Origin of the sequence: Pseudomonas sp. AN-1 (genome assembly GCF_034057115.1) — a bacterium.
In the GTDB taxonomy this organism is placed as follows: Bacteria; Pseudomonadota; Gammaproteobacteria; order Pseudomonadales; family Pseudomonadaceae; genus Geopseudomonas.
Genome location: NZ_CP139195.1, coordinates 1971550 through 1989651 on the forward strand (window position 1 = coordinate 1971550; position 18102 = coordinate 1989651).

The 18102-nt window shown below is 67.6% G+C and carries 17 protein-coding genes and 3 tRNA genes; 1 reads left to right on the top strand and 19 read right to left on the bottom strand.

Annotated features, from left to right (window positions below):
• From SK095_RS08980 to SK095_RS09025, 10 genes are all read right to left on the bottom strand, one after another.
• Window positions 1-483: a hypothetical protein gene (locus tag SK095_RS08980; RefSeq protein WP_320548639.1), complete on the bottom strand. Its 483-nt coding sequence runs from the start codon at window positions 481-483 to the stop codon at window positions 1-3.
• 111 nt (window positions 484-594) lie between these two features.
• Window positions 595-825: a hypothetical protein gene (locus tag SK095_RS08985; protein WP_320548640.1), complete on the bottom strand. Its 231-nt coding sequence runs from the start codon at window positions 823-825 to the stop codon at window positions 595-597.
• An 84-nt stretch (window positions 826-909) separates the two neighbouring features.
• Window positions 910-1356 (bottom strand): hypothetical protein, encoded by a 447-nt coding sequence (locus tag SK095_RS08990; protein ID WP_320548641.1) that lies wholly within the window; start codon window positions 1354-1356, stop codon window positions 910-912.
• On the bottom strand, window positions 1357-2379 hold the full coding sequence (locus tag SK095_RS08995; protein ID WP_320548642.1) for a hypothetical protein: 1023 nt from the start codon (window positions 2377-2379) through the stop codon (window positions 1357-1359). It abuts the gene before it with no gap.
• A gap of 409 nt (window positions 2380-2788) precedes the next feature.
• Window positions 2789-5446, bottom strand: a complete 2658-nt coding sequence (gene pepN, locus SK095_RS09000) for an aminopeptidase N (RefSeq protein ID WP_320548643.1) — start codon at window positions 5444-5446, stop codon at window positions 2789-2791.
• 11 nt (window positions 5447-5457) lie between these two features.
• Window positions 5458-6288 carry a DUF2797 domain-containing protein gene (locus tag SK095_RS09005; RefSeq protein ID WP_320548644.1) on the bottom strand — a complete coding sequence of 277 codons (831 nt, stop codon included), beginning with the start codon at window positions 6286-6288 and terminating at the stop codon, window positions 5458-5460.
• Window positions 6288-6551 (bottom strand): YeaC family protein, encoded by a 264-nt coding sequence (locus SK095_RS09010; protein WP_090347312.1) that lies wholly within the window; start codon window positions 6549-6551, stop codon window positions 6288-6290. Before SK095_RS09010 ends, SK095_RS09005 begins: the two co-directional genes overlap by 1 nt.
• A 142-nt stretch (window positions 6552-6693) precedes the next feature.
• On the bottom strand, window positions 6694-7557 hold the full coding sequence (locus SK095_RS09015; protein WP_320548645.1) for a rhomboid family intramembrane serine protease: 864 nt from the start codon (window positions 7555-7557) through the stop codon (window positions 6694-6696).
• Window positions 7554-8525 carry a metallophosphoesterase gene (locus tag SK095_RS09020; protein WP_320548881.1) on the bottom strand — a complete coding sequence of 324 codons (972 nt, stop codon included), beginning with the start codon at window positions 8523-8525 and terminating at the stop codon, window positions 7554-7556. The genes SK095_RS09015 and SK095_RS09020 overlap by 4 nt, the downstream gene beginning before the upstream one ends.
• Window positions 8526-8527: 2 nt before the next feature.
• A complete protein-coding gene (locus tag SK095_RS09025; protein WP_136488742.1) occupies window positions 8528-9415 on the bottom strand; it encodes an NAD(+) kinase in 888 nt (295 codons plus the stop codon).
• A gap of 104 nt (window positions 9416-9519) precedes the next feature.
• On the opposite strand from SK095_RS09025, the gene SK095_RS09030 reads away from it, so the two are divergent.
• On the top strand, window positions 9520-10479 hold the full coding sequence (locus SK095_RS09030; RefSeq protein WP_320548646.1) for a DUF1853 family protein: 960 nt from the start codon (window positions 9520-9522) through the stop codon (window positions 10477-10479).
• Here the strand turns inward: SK095_RS09030 and SK095_RS09035 are convergent.
• From SK095_RS09035 to SK095_RS09075, 9 genes are all read right to left on the bottom strand, one after another.
• Window positions 10470-11414: a 1-aminocyclopropane-1-carboxylate deaminase/D-cysteine desulfhydrase gene (locus tag SK095_RS09035; RefSeq protein ID WP_320548647.1), complete on the bottom strand. Its 945-nt coding sequence runs from the start codon at window positions 11412-11414 to the stop codon at window positions 10470-10472. The genes SK095_RS09030 and SK095_RS09035 overlap by 10 nt on opposite strands.
• Window positions 11414-12796 carry a chromosome partitioning protein ParA gene (locus SK095_RS09040; RefSeq protein WP_320548648.1) on the bottom strand — a complete coding sequence of 461 codons (1383 nt, stop codon included), beginning with the start codon at window positions 12794-12796 and terminating at the stop codon, window positions 11414-11416. The genes SK095_RS09035 and SK095_RS09040 overlap by 1 nt, the downstream gene beginning before the upstream one ends.
• A gap of 632 nt (window positions 12797-13428) precedes the next feature.
• A tRNA-Asp gene (locus tag SK095_RS09045) sits at window positions 13429-13505 on the bottom strand.
• A gap of 105 nt (window positions 13506-13610) precedes the next feature.
• Window positions 13611-13687 (bottom strand) — tRNA-Asp (locus SK095_RS09050).
• A gap of 46 nt (window positions 13688-13733) precedes the next feature.
• Window positions 13734-13809: transfer RNA gene (locus tag SK095_RS09055), tRNA-Val, on the bottom strand.
• Between the two features lie 95 nt (window positions 13810-13904).
• Window positions 13905-14669, bottom strand: coding sequence for an SDR family oxidoreductase (locus SK095_RS09060; protein ID WP_136488746.1), 765 nt, complete (start codon window positions 14667-14669; stop codon window positions 13905-13907).
• Entirely contained in the window at window positions 14669-15880 is a 1212-nt protein-coding gene (locus tag SK095_RS09065) for an O-succinylhomoserine sulfhydrylase (protein ID WP_320548649.1), read from the bottom strand. The genes SK095_RS09060 and SK095_RS09065 overlap by 1 nt, the downstream gene beginning before the upstream one ends.
• A 99-nt stretch (window positions 15881-15979) precedes the next feature.
• The gene (gene purF / locus SK095_RS09070) at window positions 15980-17485 is read right to left on the bottom strand and encodes an amidophosphoribosyltransferase (RefSeq protein ID WP_136488748.1); all 1506 of its coding nucleotides are present in this window, start codon (window positions 17483-17485) and stop codon (window positions 15980-15982) included.
• A gap of 25 nt (window positions 17486-17510) precedes the next feature.
• A complete protein-coding gene (locus SK095_RS09075) occupies window positions 17511-18038 on the bottom strand; it encodes a CvpA family protein (protein WP_136488749.1) in 528 nt (175 codons plus the stop codon).
• Between the last annotated feature and the right edge of the window lie 64 nt (window positions 18039-18102).

Below are 18102 nucleotides of genomic sequence, written 5' to 3' on the forward strand. Positions count from 1 at the left end.
TCAGCGGTACTCCTGTTTGATAGCATTCCACACCTGCCCCAGTTCGCCGGGATAACTCTCCAGGCTGTCCATCCGCCTGCGGAACTCGGCCAGGTAACGACGGCGCGACTCGCCTTCGGGCGCACCCTTGGTCGGGTCGGGGTAGTCGAAGCACCAGGTCATGATGTCCCGCAGGCGGGACTGGGTAAGTTCCAAAGTTTCGCCCCTTTCCAGACGAACCAGTCCATTCTCCTCCATCTTCTGGTCGAAAATCCGCACATCCACATGGGGCACCAGCGAAAAGAAGAAGTCCAGCAAAGCGGACCACAGCGGCTCTTCGTTGTACTCCCGATACAGCCATATGTAACTGAAATACATTGAGCTACAGAACAAAGTATTCGCATGCAGCTCGAACGATCGGTGCTCAGTTTCCTCGCCGATCAGAAAGGGAAACCGTCGCGACGGGTCATAGGTCTCGCCGAACACATGGTGGAACAGGTGCAAGCGTTCCTCGCGGGACAAGCCAGGTACACTGGACAAAGTATTACAAAATAAACTTTGGACCATCCAATAGTCCGAATCGGCAGACGGTTTGTCGCTCTGCGCCAAGGCACCCTAGGTCCGCAGACACCAGGCGATGCCCTCCACGGTGAATACCGGAAAGAAGTCCAGCATCCGCGACGGCGGCAACCAGCTGTTCTTGCGCGGGATCCCGGTGAAGAAGAAGGTGCGGATGTCCTCCAGTTCCTTTTTGGTCAGACCCTCGGCGGTCTCTCGCTTAATCGCTTGCCACAGTAGCTCTCGCTGGGCGAGCCATTGCGGATCATGGGTGATATCCAGAATCATCGACTGTCATTCCCTTGCATGTTTGATTTGCCCCATTGAGCGCCAGGCTTTAACTACCGCTGCAACAGCGGACTGCTGTATTCGCTAGAACAGTTGCGGATCGATTTCCTCTATCAGCTGGCGGCTGCGCTGACCTTCGGCATCCGTGACCAGTGCATACAGCCGGCAGCGGAGCGCGCCGCCTTCCACCCGCGCCTGCAGCACGCCGGGGCAACTGTTGCCGTCGAGGTCTTCCACGTAGTCGCCCGCTCCCTCCTCGTAGAAACTGCCCTCCTCGAGAAACGGGGCCATGGCGATCAGCGCCTCCCAGTCCATGCCTTGGTCATGGTAATCGCTGTTCTCGTGGCTGAAGGCGAGGACGCCGTCTTCGTGGCCCACGCAAACCCAGTCGAGGTCGGACAGGCAGTCGCTCAGGTTGTCCCCGGCGCTGAAATCCTCGTCCGGCTCGAAGTCGAGAGCAGCGAGAACCGCCATGATCCGCTCTGCCCGGATGCGGATCAGCGAAGCGCCACTGCGTACGTGGTAGCCCACTTAGGACTCCTTGCGCTGGATGCCCAGCGCCTTCGAGGCCAGCACACGGCAGTCCAGCCCCCAGGCATCCTCCACCTCGACCTCGCCGCGCTTCACCTCCTCCCACAGGGCCTTGAACTCGGCGGGGAACTCGCGTTGCTCCAGCATGGCAGTGAACTTTTGCACGAAGCGGGTCCGTGGGCTATCACCTTCGGCAGCAAGGTCGAAGTGGTGAATACGGTACAGACCAATCAGAACATTCTCTGCACTCCGTTCCTCGAGCATCTGCCGGTAACTGTTGGGATTGCGGGTGCATTGCAGGTACCAGGTTTCCAGCGGCAGGTCATACTGGAATAACATATCCGCCGCGCCGGCACTTAAGGGGGGAGTCAGTCTCAACCAGCCGCCCCAGGTCTGGATTTCCTGATAGCGATACTGCAGATACAGCATGTGGCTCTGCTGACCAGCGAGTTCAAACAGGCGATTTTTCTCGGGATCAGGGCACATCAGACGAAACAGCCACTCGTTGCTGCCTTGGGTATGCAAGATCAGGCGTCGGCGATACTGATAAGGTGGCTTTTCGCCCCAGGTGAGCAGTTCCAGCTCCCCGGCGAGGTGGGGCAGGTCCTTTTCTACGTCATCAAGGTAGCACAGCACCCCTCCTCCACTGCAACTGCGGATCTCGCTGACACTCCGCAAGGAATAGAAGCCATGCAAGATATCGGCCCTGCTGACGCGGCGGGAGCGCAGGTAACCCTCGCACAGCGGACGCAGGACCGTCTCGTCACGGCTGGGGTGCAGATAGAGGAACAGCATCAGGTCCAGGTGGCGTTCATGTGCATCCCAATCCTGCAGCTTCTTCCAGTCCGGAAGGGTACCCTTGAAGAAGTAGCGCTTGCAGATGCCCACAGCTTTCTTGCTCTTGTTGAGTCCGTAGAGAAGCTTCTCTACCTCCCGCCACTGTTGCTCGCGCTCGGCCATCCAGGCCTTGTCCTTGGGATGCCAGTGGCTGGTGTCGAAGTCGTCGAAGATGTCCTTGCGCATGCGTGGGTTCCTGCTGTCCTTGTCGGAGGTTCATTGACGGTGCAATACAGCCGAGCCGGCGCGTAGCGGCCCGACAGGGCGCGAAGCAGGCAAGCGGCGGCAAAGCGGCAGGGAGCGTGCTGGCGCTCAGGGCGCCGAGGGGAGTCTGGTATTGCGGCCCGCACATGCGTCCCTGCCTGAGGCTGCAGATGGAGAGGACGTCATTGTGCAATCAGCGCAGGGCGACTGACAGCCGGCGCGGCGTGCGGCAGCGCACAACTCGTATTGATCGGCAGTGCTGCGCGGCCTGGTGGGCGCCCGGCCTGAGCAGGCAGGGGGCGGAAGGTCTGCGGGATCGCGGCTGGCTGCGCCAGATCGCGGATGAAGCAGCGGCACCGTGCCCAGACGGCACGGCACCGCGCAAGCCGGCTTACGCCAGGCTCTTGCTCACTACCTCGTAGACGTCGCTGGACAGCTCGCCGCTGGCGAGGATGCGCTCCAGCTCGCCGCGCATCAGCGCCTGGCGGGCGGGGTCGAACTTGCGCCAGCGGGTCAGCGGGGTCAGCTGGCGGGAGGCGATCTGCGGGTTGAGGGCGTTCAGCGCGATCACCTGGTCGGCCAGGAAGCGGTAGCCGGCGCCGTCGGCGCGGTGGAAGTTGACGTGGTTCTGGTTGGCGAAGGCGCCGATCAGCGCGCGCACCTTGTTGGGATTCTTCAGGGTGAAGGTGTGGTGGTGCATCAGCGCCTGCACGCGCTCGAGGCCGCCGGGCAGCGGGCTGGCCGCCTGCACGGCGAACCACTGGTCCATGACCAGGGCGTCGTCCTTGAAGTAGTCGGCGAACTTGGCCAGCGCCTGGGCCTTCTCGGCGTCGAACGGCGAGTTGACCAGCACGGCCAGCGCGGCGAGGCGCTCGGTCATGTTGTCGGCGTGTTCGAACTGCTCCTCGCAGGCGTCGACCACCTCGTCGTCCTCGGCCAGCATCAGGTAGGACAGGGCGATGTTCTGCAGGCTGCGCCGGGCGATCTGCGCCGCGTCGGCGGCGTAGGCGGTGCTGCGCGAGGCTTCGCGGCAGGCCTGGTAGCGGCTCCACAGCAGGTCGAACAGCTCGCGGGAGATTGCCTTGCGGGCGAACTCGCGGGCGATGTGGATGGCGTCGACGTCGGCCACCTCGCTGAGCTCGGCCAGATAGGCCTCGGCCGGCAGGGCGAGCATCTCGGCGACCATCGCCGCATCCAGCGACTGGTCGGCCAGCACCGTGCGCAGCGCCTCGATCAGGCGGGCGTCGAGGTGCAGGGGCTCGCTGCGCTGCTGCTGGCCGACCAGCTCCTGCAGCACCTGCACGGCGAGCTGCTGGCCGGCCTCCCAGCGGTTGAAGCCGTCGGAGTCGTGCTGCATGAGGAACATCAGCTGGTCGCGGCCGTAGGGGTAGTGCAGCTTCACCGGCGCGCTGAAGCCGCGCAGCAGCGACGGCAGCGGCTGGGTCGGCACGTCGACGAAGGTGAAGCTCTGCTCGGCCGCGGTCACCGCCAGCACGCGCGAGCTGCCGCTCGCCTCGGCCTCGCCGGAGAGGCGCAGCGCCAGCTCGTGGCCGTGGGCGTCCAGCAGGCCCATGGCCACCGGGATGACGAAGGGCTGCTTGTGCTCCTGGCCGGGGGTGGCCGGGCAGCTCTGGCGGAAGGTCAGGGTGTAGGTCTTGGCGTGGGCGTCGTAGCAGTCCTCCACGCTCAGGCGCGGGGTGCCGGACTGGGTGTACCAGCGCTTGAACTGGCCGAGATCCTGGCCACTGGCGTCCTCCATGGCCTTGACGAAGTCGTCGCAGGTCACCGCCTGGCCGTCGTGGCGTTCGAAGTACAGGTCGCTGCCCTTGCGGAAAGCCTCGGCACCGAGCAGGGTGTGGATCATGCGCAGCACTTCCGCGCCCTTCTCGTAGATGGTCAGGGTGTAGAAGTTGGAGATCTCCATGTAGGCGTCCGGGCGCACCGGGTGGGCCATGGGGCCGGCGTCCTCGGCGAACTGCTGGGTGCGCAGGAAGGCGACGTCCTCGATGCGCTTGACCGTGCGCGAGTTCATGTCGGCCGAGAACTCGGCGTCGCGGAACACGGTGAAGCCTTCCTTCAGCGACAGCTGGAACCAGTCGCGGCAGGTGACGCGGTTGCCCGACCAGTTGTGGAAGTACTCGTGGGCGACCACCGCCTCGACGCGCTGGTGGGCGGCGTCGGTGGCGGTTTCCGGGTGGGCCAGCACGCAGCTGGAGTTGAAGATGTTGAGGCCCTTGTTCTCCATGGCGCCCATGTTGAAGTCGTTGACCGCGACGATCATGAAGATGTCCAGGTCGTACTCGCGGCCGTACACCTCCTCGTCCCACTTCATCGAGCGCTTGAGGCTGTCCATGGCGTGCTGCAGCTTGCCGATGTTCTCCGGCTCGACGTAGATGCGCAGGGCGACGTCACGGCCGCTCAGGGTCCGGAAGCTGTCCTCGATGCACCACAGGTCGCCCGCCACCAGGGCGAACAGGTAGGCGGGCTTCTTGAACGGGTCCTGCCAGGTGGCCCAGTGGCGGCCGTCCTCTTCCTGGCCGCTGGCGATCGGGTTGCCGTTGGACAGCAGGATCGGATAGGCCTGCTTGTCGGCGCTGAGCGTGGTGGTGAATTTGCTCATCACGTCCGGGCGGTCGAGGTAGAAGGTGATCTTGCGGAAGCCCTCGGCCTCGCACTGGGTGCAGAACATGCCGCTCGACTTGTACAGCCCTTCCAGCGCGGTGTTGCTTTCCGGGTGGATGCGCACGCTGCTGTCGATGACGAACTGCGCCTGGGTCGGCTGCAGGGTCAGGTGGCTGTCGCTCAGGTGGTAGTCGCCCTTGGCCAGCGGCACGTCGTCCATGGCCAGCGACAGCAGCTCGAGCTGCTGGCCGTCCAGCACCAGCTTCGGCAGGCCCTCGCCGGCGGCCGGGTTGCGGCGCATGACCAGTTGCGCATGGACCAGGGTGTGGTCCTCGAACAGCTCGAAGGTCAGGTGGGTCTCGTCGATCAGGTAGTCGGGAGCCTTGTAGTCCTTGAGGTAGACGGTCTTCGGTTGTTCGCTGCGCATGGCTGGCTTCCTTAGGGTTGCTGCACGGCCAGCTGGTAGGCCGTGTACTTGCGAATGTTGATCACGCCGGTATCGAAGATCAGGTACTGGCCCTTGATGCCCTGCAGTGTGCCCTCGACCACCGGGTTCTTGTCCAGATCGAAGCTGGCGATCTTCGCCGGGTAGGCCGCGACCGGATAGCGCATCTCGACCACGGAGGCCTCCGCCAGCGGCTGGATCGCCTGCAGGCCGAAGCGCTGCTGCAGGGCCTCGAGGCCTTCCCGGCAGGTATCGAACAGCTGCTCGCGCACCGCCGGCAGGTCGACCGGCTCGGCGTCGCCCTTGAGCAGCGCGCGCCAGTTGGTGCGGTCGGCGACCTGGCTGCGCAACAGGTCCTCGACCAGCCCGGACTGCTGGCGGGTGGCCACGCGCAGGATCGGCAGCGCCTGGCTGGCGCCCTGGTCGAGCCAGCGGGTCGGCAGCTGGGTGGCGCGGGTGATGCCGACCTTCACCCCGGAGGAGTTGGCCAGGTAGACCACGTGGTCGGTCATGCAGAACTGCTCGCCCCAGCTCGGCTCGCGGCAGGTGCCGGCCTCGTAGTGGCACTTCTCCGGGCTCATGATGCAGCTGTCGCACTGGGCGAGCCTGGTCATGCACGGGTAGCAGTAGCCCTGGGCGTAGCTCTTCTTGGTCTTCCTGCCGCAGTGGCTGCAGTGGATGGCGCCGAGGTACTCCAGGCGCAGGGTCTGGCCGATCAGCGGGTTGAGCGGCAGCTCACGGTCGTCCAGGCGCAGGGCGTACTGCACCGGGGCGTCCAGGCGCACTGCCATCTTGGTCAGCGCGCCGCGTGCGATCTCGGCCATCAGTGCAGGGTGTCCGAACTCTTGAACAGGATGTTCGGCACCTCGAAGGACTTCGACTTGCACTCCTGCGGGCCCATGTAGCCGGTGCGCTCCTCCTCGGGCAGGTTCTTGATCTCCCAGGCGATCATCGCCTGCAGGCTGAGCTCCTTCTGCTCCTGGGTGAGCTTGCGGCCGTCCGGCCACTTGCCGATCTCCACGGCGAGCTTGAGGCTCTGGTAGATCTCGGGGGTGATGTTCTCGATCATTTCGGCGAAGGACGTCATGGGTAGCCTCCAGGGAAAAAGAAGTGATTCTAGCGGGGCCGGATGGCCGTAGGGTGGAAAACGACCGCAGGTCCTTTCCACCGTCCTGCGCGGCACACCGATGGACAGGGCGGCGCCGTTGTCCACCCTGCGGGTATCTCGTTCAGCGCCGGCGGCGCGCCAGCAGACCGCCGAGCACACCGGTGGCGCAGCCGATCAGCAGGCCACCGACGTGGGCAGCGTTGGCGATCTCGCCGAGGCCGAGGGCGCCGATCAGACCGGACAGGCAGACCAGCAGCCACACCAGCATCATGCCGACCACGCCGGGCGGCAGGCGGTAGTGCGGATTGGGCGCCAGGCGCTGGAACAGCCAGCAGTGGCCGAGCAGGCCGTAGAGCACGCCGGACAGGCCGCCGAAGATGGCCGGGCCGCCGAACACGAACTGCGCGACGTTGGACACCAGGCTGTAGAGCAGGACCAGCGCCAGCAGCAGCAGGCTGCCCTGGCGCCACTCGACGCGCCGGCCCAGCTCCCACAGCCACAGGCTGTTCATCGCCAGGTGCAGCACGCCGAAATGCACCAGCATCGGACTGACCAGCCGCCACCACTGGCCGGCGGCGAGGCTGTCGCCCAGCGGCAGGAACCAGGCGTAGTCGCCGTCGATGCGGAAGTCGTTGAAGGTCAGCCAGCTGACCAGTCGCAGGTTGTCGCCGAACCAGGTGGCCAGGGCGACGCCGAAGGTCAGCAGCAGGATCAGGCTGGTGACCGGCAGGCTGCGCAGGCGCGCCAGCCACTGGCCAGTGGCGGCCGGGCGCGGCGCGGCCGGCGCCTCAGCGTAGGGCGCGCCGCCGGGATAGCGGGCATAGAGTTCGCGCACCTGCTCGGCCAGCGTCTCGTCCGGCACCCAGAGCACCTGCTCGCCGGACTCCTCGCTGACCCGGTGCGGCACGCCGAGGCGCTGCAGCAGGGTGACGAAGGCCGCCAGGTCGTCGCCCAGCGGTCGGCGCAGGGCCGCCACCGGGCTCATGTGTCGGCCTCCAGGCGCTTGACCTCGACCCAGAAGAACTTGTTGGGGTCGAGGCGGGTTTCCTGGTCGAGGCGGTAGGCCACCAGCTTGCCGCGGCGCACCGCGCTGTAGTCGAGGCAGGCCAGGTTGGGGCGCAGCGGCGCCGGGGTGCCGTTGCACCAGTAGTGGCCAACGAACAGCATCGGCTCGTCCTCGCCGTAGCGCAGCAGCGCGGCCTTCTGCGCGTTGGTCAGCGGCAGGTTGGCCACCTCGTCGGGCAGCGCGTCGGGCTGGAACACGATGTCGCCGTAGGTCTGCGGATCCTCCTCCCAGAACTTGGTGCGGAACACCGAACGGGTGAAGCCGTCGCTGCTGGTCAGGGTCAGGCCCTGGGGCAGCGGCATGTCGATGCCGCGCAGCAGGCGCTGGAAGCAGTGGGCGGCGAAGCTGTGCGGATCGCCGCCCTCCTGGATGAAGGCGCGGTCGATGCGCCCGTCCGGGAAGCGCTCGCGTAGGCGCGCGATCAGCCCGGCATCCCAGCAGGCGTGCACCAGGCGGAAGCGCCCGGCGTCGAGGAACATCGGCAGCTCGTACATCCAGGCGAGAAAGTCGTGCCAGTCGCCCGGATAGTCCTCGAACTGCGCCAGGGTCTCGCGGATGAGCCGCTCGTGGCGCGGGACGTGCTCGCGGGCGAAGGTCCGCCCGCTGCCGGGCAGCGCCGGGGTGGTCCAGCCGAGCGCGTACCACTCGTGGTTGCCGAGCAGGCACAGGGCCTGGCCGGCGGCCACCATGTCGTGCACCAGGTGCATGGCCTCGCGGATGTGCGGGCCGCGGTCGAGGATGTCGCCGAGGAACAGCACCATGCGCTGCGGGTGGCGCCAGACGCCGCCCTGGCGGCGGTAGCCGAGGCCGGCCAGCAGGCGTTCGAGGGCTCGCGCGCAGCCATGCACGTCACCGATCAGGTCGTAGCTGCGCGCCGGGTCGAGCAGCACTAGTCATGCCCTCCGAGCCGGCTGCCCCAGCCCAGCTTGGTCCGGCAGACCTCGTAGTAGTTGTGCTCCAGCGGATGGATCAGCTGCAGCTTCTGCGCCTTCTTGCGGATGGTCAGGGTGTCGCCGGGGGCGCAGGTGAAGTGGTTCTGGCCGTCACAGGACACCAGCGGGTAGATCTGCATGTCCGAGGCGATCACCACCTTCAGCTCGCTGTTGCCGTCGACCACGATCGGCCGGCTGGACAGGGTGTGCGGGTACATCGGCACGATGACGATGGCGTCCAGCTTGGGGTGCATGATCGGGCCGCCAGCCGACAGCGCGTAGGCGGTGGAGCCGGTGGGGGTGGAGACGATCAGGCCGTCGGCCTTCTGGCTGCAGACGAACTGGCCGTCGATGTACATCTCGAACTCGATCATCCGCGTCGACTTGCCGGGGTGCAGCACCACGTCGTTGAGCGCGTCGCTCTGGCCGATCGACTCCAGGCCGCGGCGCACGTGGGCCTCGAGCAGGAAGCGGCTCTCCAGCAGGTAGCGCCCGGCGAGCACCTCGCTGACCCGGACCTCGAGCTCGTCGGGACGGATGTCGGTGAGAAAGCCCAGGCTGCCGCGGTTGATGCCCAGCACCGGGGTGCCGTGACGGGCCATGGCGCGGGCGGCGCCGAGCAGGCTGCCGTCGCCGCCGACCACGATGACCAGGTCGCAGATCTCGCCCATCAGCTTGCGCGTGCAGGTCTGCATGCCATGGCCGGGCAGCATCTCGGCGATGCTCTCCTCGAGGATCACGTGCAGGTTGCGCTCGCCGAGGAAACGTTTCAGGCGACGAATGGTGTCGAGCACCTGCGAGCTGCCCAGGCGCCCGATGATGCCGATGTTGCGGAACTGCTCCATGAGATCCTGCCGGCTGCTGTCTGCGGAAGGCCCGATTATGGGGGATGCGCCGGGCGCCGGGCAAACCGCGACAGGCCCGAGCGCCAGCGGCTATGCTCGCCGGCATGAGCCCGTTCGCCGATCTTCTGCCCCTGCTCCCCGAGCTGCGCCAGCCGGCCGTGCGCGACCTGGCCTGGACCCTGCTCAGCCCTCCGCTGCTCGACGCGGTGGACGGCTTTCGCCCGCGCCACCCGCTGAGCGCCAGCGGCTGGGCGGCGCATCCCCACGTGCTCGAGCTGTGGCTGCGCGCGCTCGACCGCCAGCCGCAGGCCCTGCTCGCGCAACTGACGGCGGCGCGCGGCAACCGTCTGGGCCGCTACTACGAGCAGCTCTGGCAGTACGCGCTCGACCAGGCGCCGGGCATCCGCCTGCTGGCGGCCAACCTGGTGATCCGCGAACGCGGCCACACCCTCGGCGAGCTGGACCTGCTGCTGGACGATGACGAGGGCCTGCAGCACATCGAGCTGGCGGTGAAGTTCTACCTCGGCCCGGCCCAGGCGGATGGCGGCGACGCCGCTGCCTGGCTCGGCCCGGGGCGCCTCGATCGCCTCGACCTCAAGCTGGAGCACCTGCGCCAGCACCAGCTGTGCCTGAGCGAGCTGCCGGCGGCCCGGGCGCAGCTGCAGGCGCTGAGCCGCAAGCCGGTGCAGGCCAGCCCCTGGCTGGGCGGCTACCTGTTCTATCCCTGGCGCACGCCGTGCAATCCGCCGCGCGGCGCCGCGGCGCAGCACCTGCGGGGACGCTGGGTACGGCGGCATGACTGGCCGGCCTGGCAGTCAGCGCACCCGGGCGGCTGGCAGCCGCTGCCGCGCATGGCCTGGCTGGCGCCGGCGGAGTGCACGGCGGACGAATGCTGGGACGAGACGCGCCTGAGCGCCTGGCTGGCCGAGCTGCCGGCCGACGCCGCGCCGCGCATGTTGGTCCGGCTGCAGCCCGCCGATGGCGGGCGCTGGCAGGAGCAGGCACGGATCTTCCTGGTGGACGACCACTGGCCGCAGGCGGCCGGCAGCAACGCTCAGGGCTGAGCGGCCAGCTCGCGCAGGCGGGCGTCCACGGCCCGGCGCCCCTGCAGGCCGCCGCTGTGCACGGCGACGACGCGGCTGCCGCGGGCGATCGCGCCCTGCGCAACCGCCTCCTGCAGCGCCAGCAGCAGCTTGCCGGTGTACAGCGGCTCGAGCGGCACGCCGGTCTCGGCCTCGAACGCCAGGATGAAGCGCGCCAGTTCGCCATCGAGGCGAGCGAAACCACCGCGGCTGGCATCCACCAGCCGGTAGCCCTGCCCCACCGCTCGGCCGGCCTCGCCCAGCAGGCGCGCCACCGCTTCGGGAACACCATGGTCGGCCGGCAACGCCAGACAACCGACCAGTGGGTGGCGCCCCGTCTCCCCCAGCACCAGCCCGGCCAGGGTTGTCCCGCTGCCGGCGGCGGCCCACAGCTCGTGGTAGTCGTCCCAGCCCAGCGCGGCCAGGCCATCGGCGATCATCTCCACCAGGCCGGCGCAGGACTGCGCCGCGGCCAGGCTCAGGCCGCCCTCGGCCACCGCCAGGAAAGCAGGATAGCGCTCCCGCCAGGGCTCCCAGAACCCCGGGCTATGGCGTTCGCGGTAACCGCCATAGCCCAGCCAGTGCAGTTGCATGCCGAAGCCCTGCAGGTCACGGACGGTCGGGGTGTCCTGGGCATGCCCGCGCAGCAGGCCGACGGTGGCGAAGCCGAAACGCGCCCCGGCGGCCGCCAGGGCATGCAGGTGGTTGGAGTGGGCGCCACCGAGGCTGATCAGCCCCGGCGCGCCCAGGCGGCGGGCCTCGGCGAGGTGCGGGGCGAGCTTGTACCACTTGTTGCCGCTGATCAGCGGATCGATCCGGTCAAGGCGCAGCAGCGCCAGCTCCACGCCGGCGCGCGCCAGCCAGCTGCAGCGCACCGCCTGCAGGGAGGGCCGTGGCGGCCAGTCACGATGCGCCATCAGTCGCCATGGGTGCGCGAGCGAACCCTCACGCCATGACGGGCACAGCAGTCCGACTCGCCGGTGACGAACCGACTGGGCGTCTCGACGCGGTCGATCGGCATGCCGCAACGACTGCCCCCAGGCAGCTCGGCAGTGCAGGCCGGCTGCTGGTAGTGCTCGAGCCACTGGCGGTACTGCGCCTCGCTGACGAAGCACTTGGCGGCGACATAGGCCAGGGGGTTGCCCTGATAGGCGGCCAGGTCCTGCAGCGGCAGGGTCAGGTGGCCGGCGCCCGGGTGGTAGGCGACGAACACCACGCCCAGCGCAGCCAGGCGCTCCAGCGTCTGCTCGCCGCCCTCGCCGGCCAGACGGTCGCGCTCCTCGGTGAGGCGCGCCAGCTCGCTGCGCAGACGCGCCGACTCCGCGGCCTGGGCGGCCAGTCGGGCATCCTGGCGCGCCAGGCGCTCCTGATACTCGAGCACCGCCGCACCGATGCGCGCCGCGGCTTCCTGCTCGAACTGGGCTCGCAGCGTCTCGAGATCGCTGCGCCCGCTCCGCGCCAGCGTGGTGAGCTGGCGCTCCATGTCCTGCCGCACCTGCTGGAAGCTGGCGGCCTGGGCAGTCAGGCGCTCCTTGAGCGCCTCGTTGCGCTGAGCCTGCTCGCCCAGCGCCTGCCTGAGCTCGAGCAGGCGCTGCTGCAGGGCCTGCTCGCGCTGCTCCGCCTGCAGGCGCAGCCGGGCGCGCTCCTCCTCGTGCTGCTGGGACAGGCTGACGATACGCAGGCGCTGCTGACGCAGCAGCTGGGCCGCCTTGAGACGCTGCTCGCGCTCGAGCTGCTCGGCCTTGCGGGCAGCCTCGAGGGCGCGCGCCTGTTCCTCCGCGTCAGGGACGAACCACTTGTGCTCCGGCGCCATGTGCAGCTTTTCCGGCTCCACCGCGGCCGCCGAATCGTCCTCGACCAGCACGCCGAGATTGTTGCGCTTAGCGGCGTCGCGGATCAGCAGCAGATCGTTCTGCGTCGGTGACAGACCGGGATCCCACAGGTGCATCTGGTGCCAGGACACCGGGCACTGGCTGCGACAGGCCAGGCGAATCGGCCCGGCCCCCAGGTCGGGCCCGCTGCCGGTACGGTCGGCCAGATGGCGCAGGGGGATGTTCCAGCCACGGTCGGCCTCGCCGTGGTCACCAAAGTCGATGTAGAAGCACACCACCGCCTTGACCAACAGTCGCGGGTTGATCAGCACGAAGGCTGCCCGCATCTGCTGATCGGCAAACGCCGGCAGGTTGACCACGCCATCGAGCAGGGCTTCGAATTCCGGGTAGAGCATTTCCTTGCAGACGCCGCGTTCATTGAAGAACATCACGGCCTCTACGATCTGCGGCTTTTTCTGCAAGCTCATCGAGCTCCCTCGCACATGCATCCACGTCCAGCGTCCTGCCGGACCGAGATCATTTATCAGCATCTGGCGCATGTACACTGCATGACGCCTGCATCAGCGGCCAAAGTCTAGGAGAAAGCCCCCCCCCGCAATGTGAAGGGGTTGGCAGGCCATCGGACCGCCGACAGCCGGTAGGCGAAGCAGCGGCCAAACTGTGACCTGGTAGCCGGGCCGTCTGGCCGGCGGTTAAGCGCGGACCCGCCAGCTCTCGTCGACCGGGGTCGCGAGCCTGGAGGTTGGTGCGTGGGATTGGGTGAGGCGATCACCGATCGCCGGCCCGGCACCCTGCGGCACCAGGCAACGCCGGCTCGAAACCAGCAACCCCGGGTGATCCCGGGAGTGTCGCCGCGACGGGCGACGGCAGCCCTTACAGTTCGGTGGCGTCGTCCGCCGGTTCCGGCACATCCCGCTCGGCTGCCTGCAGCTCCAGCAGTTCTTCCTGATAATCGTCCATAACGGTCTCTCTTCTTGTCTGACTTCATGTGGTCCAACCTCTGACCACAAGTATCAGCCTAAAGATCCCGGATGACGAAAGCATGAATGTTGCAGAAAGTGAAAAGCCCCTCGAGATTGCTCTCGAGGGGCTTTCGATATGGCGCAGTGGACGGGACTCGAACCCGCGACCCCCGGCGTGACAGGCCGGTATTCTAACCGACTGAACTACCACTGCGCGTCGGCTGGACTTGCGTCCGGTACAACTTGGTGAAGCGTCTGAGCGAAGAGCCATCTGGCTTCTGCGATCTCGAACCCGCTGCAAAGGCGAATCCGGAAATAATGGCGCAGTGGACGGGACTCGAACCCGCGACCCCCGGCGTGACAGGCCGGTATTCTAACCGACTGAACTACCACTGCGCGTCGGCCGGACTTGCGTCCGAATACTTCATTGCGTGACAAGGTTTGGTGGCTGATGACGGGATCGAACCGCCGACCCCCTGCGTGTGATGCAGGTGCTCTCCCAGCTGAGCTAATCAGCCATTTGCCTTGCGACGGGGGCGAACTTTACGCAGGTAGCGGAGCTAAGTCAACAGCCCACAAGGATTTTTTTCGTTTTTCGGTTTCCCAGCGCCCTTCACGCCGGGTAGATCATGCGCCGGGTCATGCCGCCGTCGACGACGAACTCCTGGCCGGTGACGAAGCCCGCCTCGGGCGACAGCAGCCAGGCCACCAGCGCCGCCACATCCTCCACCGTGCCGACGCGGCCGGCCGGATGCTGGGCATGGTCGGCCGCGCTCAGCGGAGCGGCGCGCTGCGCCGAGGGATCACGGGCGTCGATCCAGCCCGGGCTGACCACGTTGACGCGGATCTCCGGGCCGAGGCTGACCGCCAGCGCGTGGGTCAGCGCCAGCAGGCCGCCCTTGCTCGCCGCGTAGGCCTCGCTGTCCGGCTCGGACTGGTGGGCGCGGGTCGAGGCTATGTTGACGATCGCCCCGCCGCTGGCGCGCAGGTAGGGCACGCAGGCCCTGGCCAGCAGCAAGGCGCCGCTCAGGTTGACCGCCAGCACGCGGTTCCAGTGCGCCAGCGACAGGCTCTCCAGCGGCGGATTGTGCGCCTCGGCCAGCGCCGCGTTGCAGACCAGCGCATCGAGGCGGCCGAACTGACCGATCAGCTCGGCGACGCCGAGCGCCACCTGCTGCTCGTCGGCGACGTCCATGCGCACGAACCAGGCCTGCTCGCCCAGTGCACGGGCCACCTGGGCACCGCGCGCGCGGTCGACGTCGGCGAGCACCACCTGCCAGCCCTCGGCGATCAGCCAGGCGGCGCAGCCCAGGCCGATGCCGCGGGCGGCTCCGGTGACCAGCGCCACCGGACGCATTCCTTCCGCCCGCCGCTCCATCACAGCGCCGCCAGACCGCGAGCCAGGTCGGCCTTGATGTCCTCGAGGTCCTCCAGCCCCACCGCGACACGGATCAGGCTGTCGCCGATCCCCGCCGCCGCACGCGCCTCGGGACTCAGGCGACCGTGCGAGGTGCTGGCCGGATGGGCGATGGTGGTCTTGGTGTCGCCGAGGTTGGTGGTGATCGAGATCATCCGCGTGGCGTCGATGACCTTCCAGGCCGCCGCCTTGTCACCCCTGACCTCGAAGCTGACCACCGCACCGAAGCCGCTCTGCTGGCGCCTGGCCAGCTCGTGCTGCGGATGACTGGGCAGACCGGCGTAATAGACCCGCGCCACCTGGGGCTGCTGCTCCAGCCACTCGGCCAGCGCCTGGGCGCTGGCGCAATGGGCCAGCATGCGCACCTTGAGGGTTTCCAGGCCCTTGAGGAACAGCCAGGCGTTGAACGGGCTGAGGGTCGGCCCCGCGGTGCGCAGGAAGCCGACCACCTCCTGCATGTGCCTGGCGCTGCCGGCCACCACGCCGCCCAGGCAGCGGCCCTGGCCGTCGATGTACTTGGTGGCCGAGTGGATGACGATGTCGGCGCCGAGGGCCAGCGGCTTCTGCAGCACCGGGGTGCAGAAACAGTTGTCCACCGCCAGCAGGGCACCCTTGCGATGGGCGATCTCGGCCAGGGCGGCGATGTCGACCAGCTCGGCCAGCGGGTTGGACGGCGACTCGACGATGAACAGCCTGGTGTTGGGCTTGCAGGCGGCGGCCCAGGCGTCCAGGTCGGCCAGCGGCGGGTAGTCCACCTCGACGCCGAAGCGCTTGAAGTACTTGTCGAACAGGCTGATGGTCGAGCCGAACACGCTGCGCGATACCAGCACGTGGTCGCCGGCGCTGCACAGGCTCATCACCAGGGCGAGGATCGCGCCCATCCCGGAAGCGGCGGCGACCGCCTGCTCGGCGCCTTCCAGGGCGGCGATGCGCTCCTCGAAGGTGCGCACGGTGGGGTTGGTGTAGCGGGAGTAGACGTTGCCGGGCTGCTCGCCGGCGAAGCGCGCGGCGGCGTCGGCGGCGCTGCGGAACACGTAGCTGGAGGTCATGAACAGGGCTTCGCCGTGCTCACCCTCGGGACTGCGATGCTGGCCGGCGCGCACCGCCAGGGTATCGAAGCCGGCACCCTCCAGATCGCTGTCCAGCCTTCCGGCCTGCCATTCTTGCGTCATTGAACCTTCTCCTCGGCGCGGCAGGAAGGCTCTCGGAATGGCCGGCACTGCCGCCGGTTGTGCGGGTGGCGGCGCCCGGTGGGGCGCCGCCCGGGGGCTTCAGTTGTTGTGCAGGTCGATGATCGCGCCCGGTGCGCCGCCCTTGGCCTTGGCCAGGTCGTTGCGCGCCTGCTCGATACGATCCAGGTAGGCCTCGTTGACGTCGCCGGTGACGTACTGGCCGTCGAACACTGCGCTGTCGAACTGCTCGATCTTGATCTTGCCGCCGCCGACCGCTTCCTTGAGATCGTCGAGATCCTGGTAGACCAGCCAGTCGGTACCGATCAGTTCGGCCACTTCCTCGGTCGTGCGGCCGTGGGCGATCAGTTCGTGGGCGCTCGGCATGTCGATGCCGTAGACGTTGGGGTAGCGCACCGCCGGCGCCGCCGAACAGAAGTACACGTTCTTCGCGCCGGCATCGCGGGCCATCTGGATGATCTGCTTGCAGGTGGTGCCGCGCACGATGGAGTCGTCGACCAGCATCACGTTCTTGCCGCGGAACTCCAGGTCGATGGCGTTGAGCTTCTGACGCACCGACTTCTTGCGCGCCGCCTGGCCGGGCATGATGAAGGTACGGCCGATGTAGCGGTTCTTGACGAAGCCCTCGCGGAACTTCACGCCCAGCCTGTTGGCCAGCTCCAGCGCGGAAGTGCGGCTGGTGTCGGGAATCGGGATGATCACGTCGATGTCGTGGTCGGGGCGCTCGCGCAGGATCTTCTCGGCCAGCTTCTCGCCCATGCGCAGGCGCGCCTTGTACACCGACACGCCATCCATGATCGAGTCGGGACGGGCCAGGTAGACGTACTCGAACAGGCACGGCGAGAGCTGCGGGTTCGCCGCGCACTGGCGGGTCTGCAGCTGGCCCTCGGGAGTGATGTACACCGCCTCGCCCGGCGCCAGGTCGCGGATCAGGGTGAAACCGAGCACGTCGAGGGCGACGCTCTCGGAGGCGATCATGTACTCGACGCCCTCGTCGGTGTGACGCTGGCCGAACACCACCGGGCGGATGCCGTGGGGATCGCGGAAGCCGACGATGCCGTAGCCGGTGATCATCGCCACCACGCCGTAGCCACCGCGGCAGCGCTGGTGCACCCCGGCCACCGCGGCGAAGATGTCGTCGGCGGTGGGCTGCAGCTTGTTGCGCACGGCCAGCTCGTGGGCGAACACGTTGAGCAGCACTTCCGAGTCGGAATTGGTGTTGATGTGGCGCAGGTCGGACTCGTAGATCTCGCGCGACAGCTGGTCGACGTTGGTCAGGTTGCCGTTGTGCGCCAGGGTGATGCCGTAGGGCGAGTTGACGTAGAACGGCTGCGCCTCGGCCGAGCTGGAGCTGCCGGCGGTCGGGTAGCGCACGTGGCCGATGCCGATGTTGCCGATCAGGCGCTGCATGTGCCGGGTGTGGAACACGTCGCGCACCAGACCGTTGTCCTTGCGCAGGAACAGGCGACCGTCATGGCTGGTCACGATGCCGGCAGCGTCCTGGCCGCGGTGCTGAAGAACCGTAAGGGCGTCGTAGAGCGCCTGATTGACGTTCGACTTACCCACAATACCAACGATGCCACACATGTGACGCAACCCCTACAAAGTCAGGCTAGAGCGGAAAGGCCGCGCGACCGGGAAGGCCGACGGCGGAAGACGACTGCTGGAAGAGCCCGAGCACCAGATCCTTCGACCAGTCGGCAATCATCAGAAATTCGGGCAGCAGCGCCGACTGCTGCCACCAGGGATCCTGCTGCACCGGCGCCAGGCTGAGCAGGCCCACCACGATCACCACCAGCAGCACGCCACGGGCCACGCCGAAGACCATGCCGAGCAGGCGGTCGGTGCCGGTCAGGCCGGTGGCCTGCACCAGCAGGCCGAACAGGTGGGTGACCAGCGCGCCGATCATCAGGGTGACCACGAAGAGGATCGCGCCGGCGGCGATCACCCGTGCCGACGGCAGCTCGATGTAGGGGGCAAGGTGCCCGGCCAGGGCGCCACCGTACAGCCAGGCCACCACACTGGCACCCAGCCAGCCGAACAGCGAAAGGGCCTCGCGAACGAATCCGCGGGTCAGGCTGATCAGCCCGGAAATGGCGATCAGCGCGATGATGGACCAGTCGACCCAGGTGAATGACACAATGCTGCTCACTGGCGAAATGCGGAAAATAGAGCGGCAATTCTAACAGAGCGCAGGCCGGCGA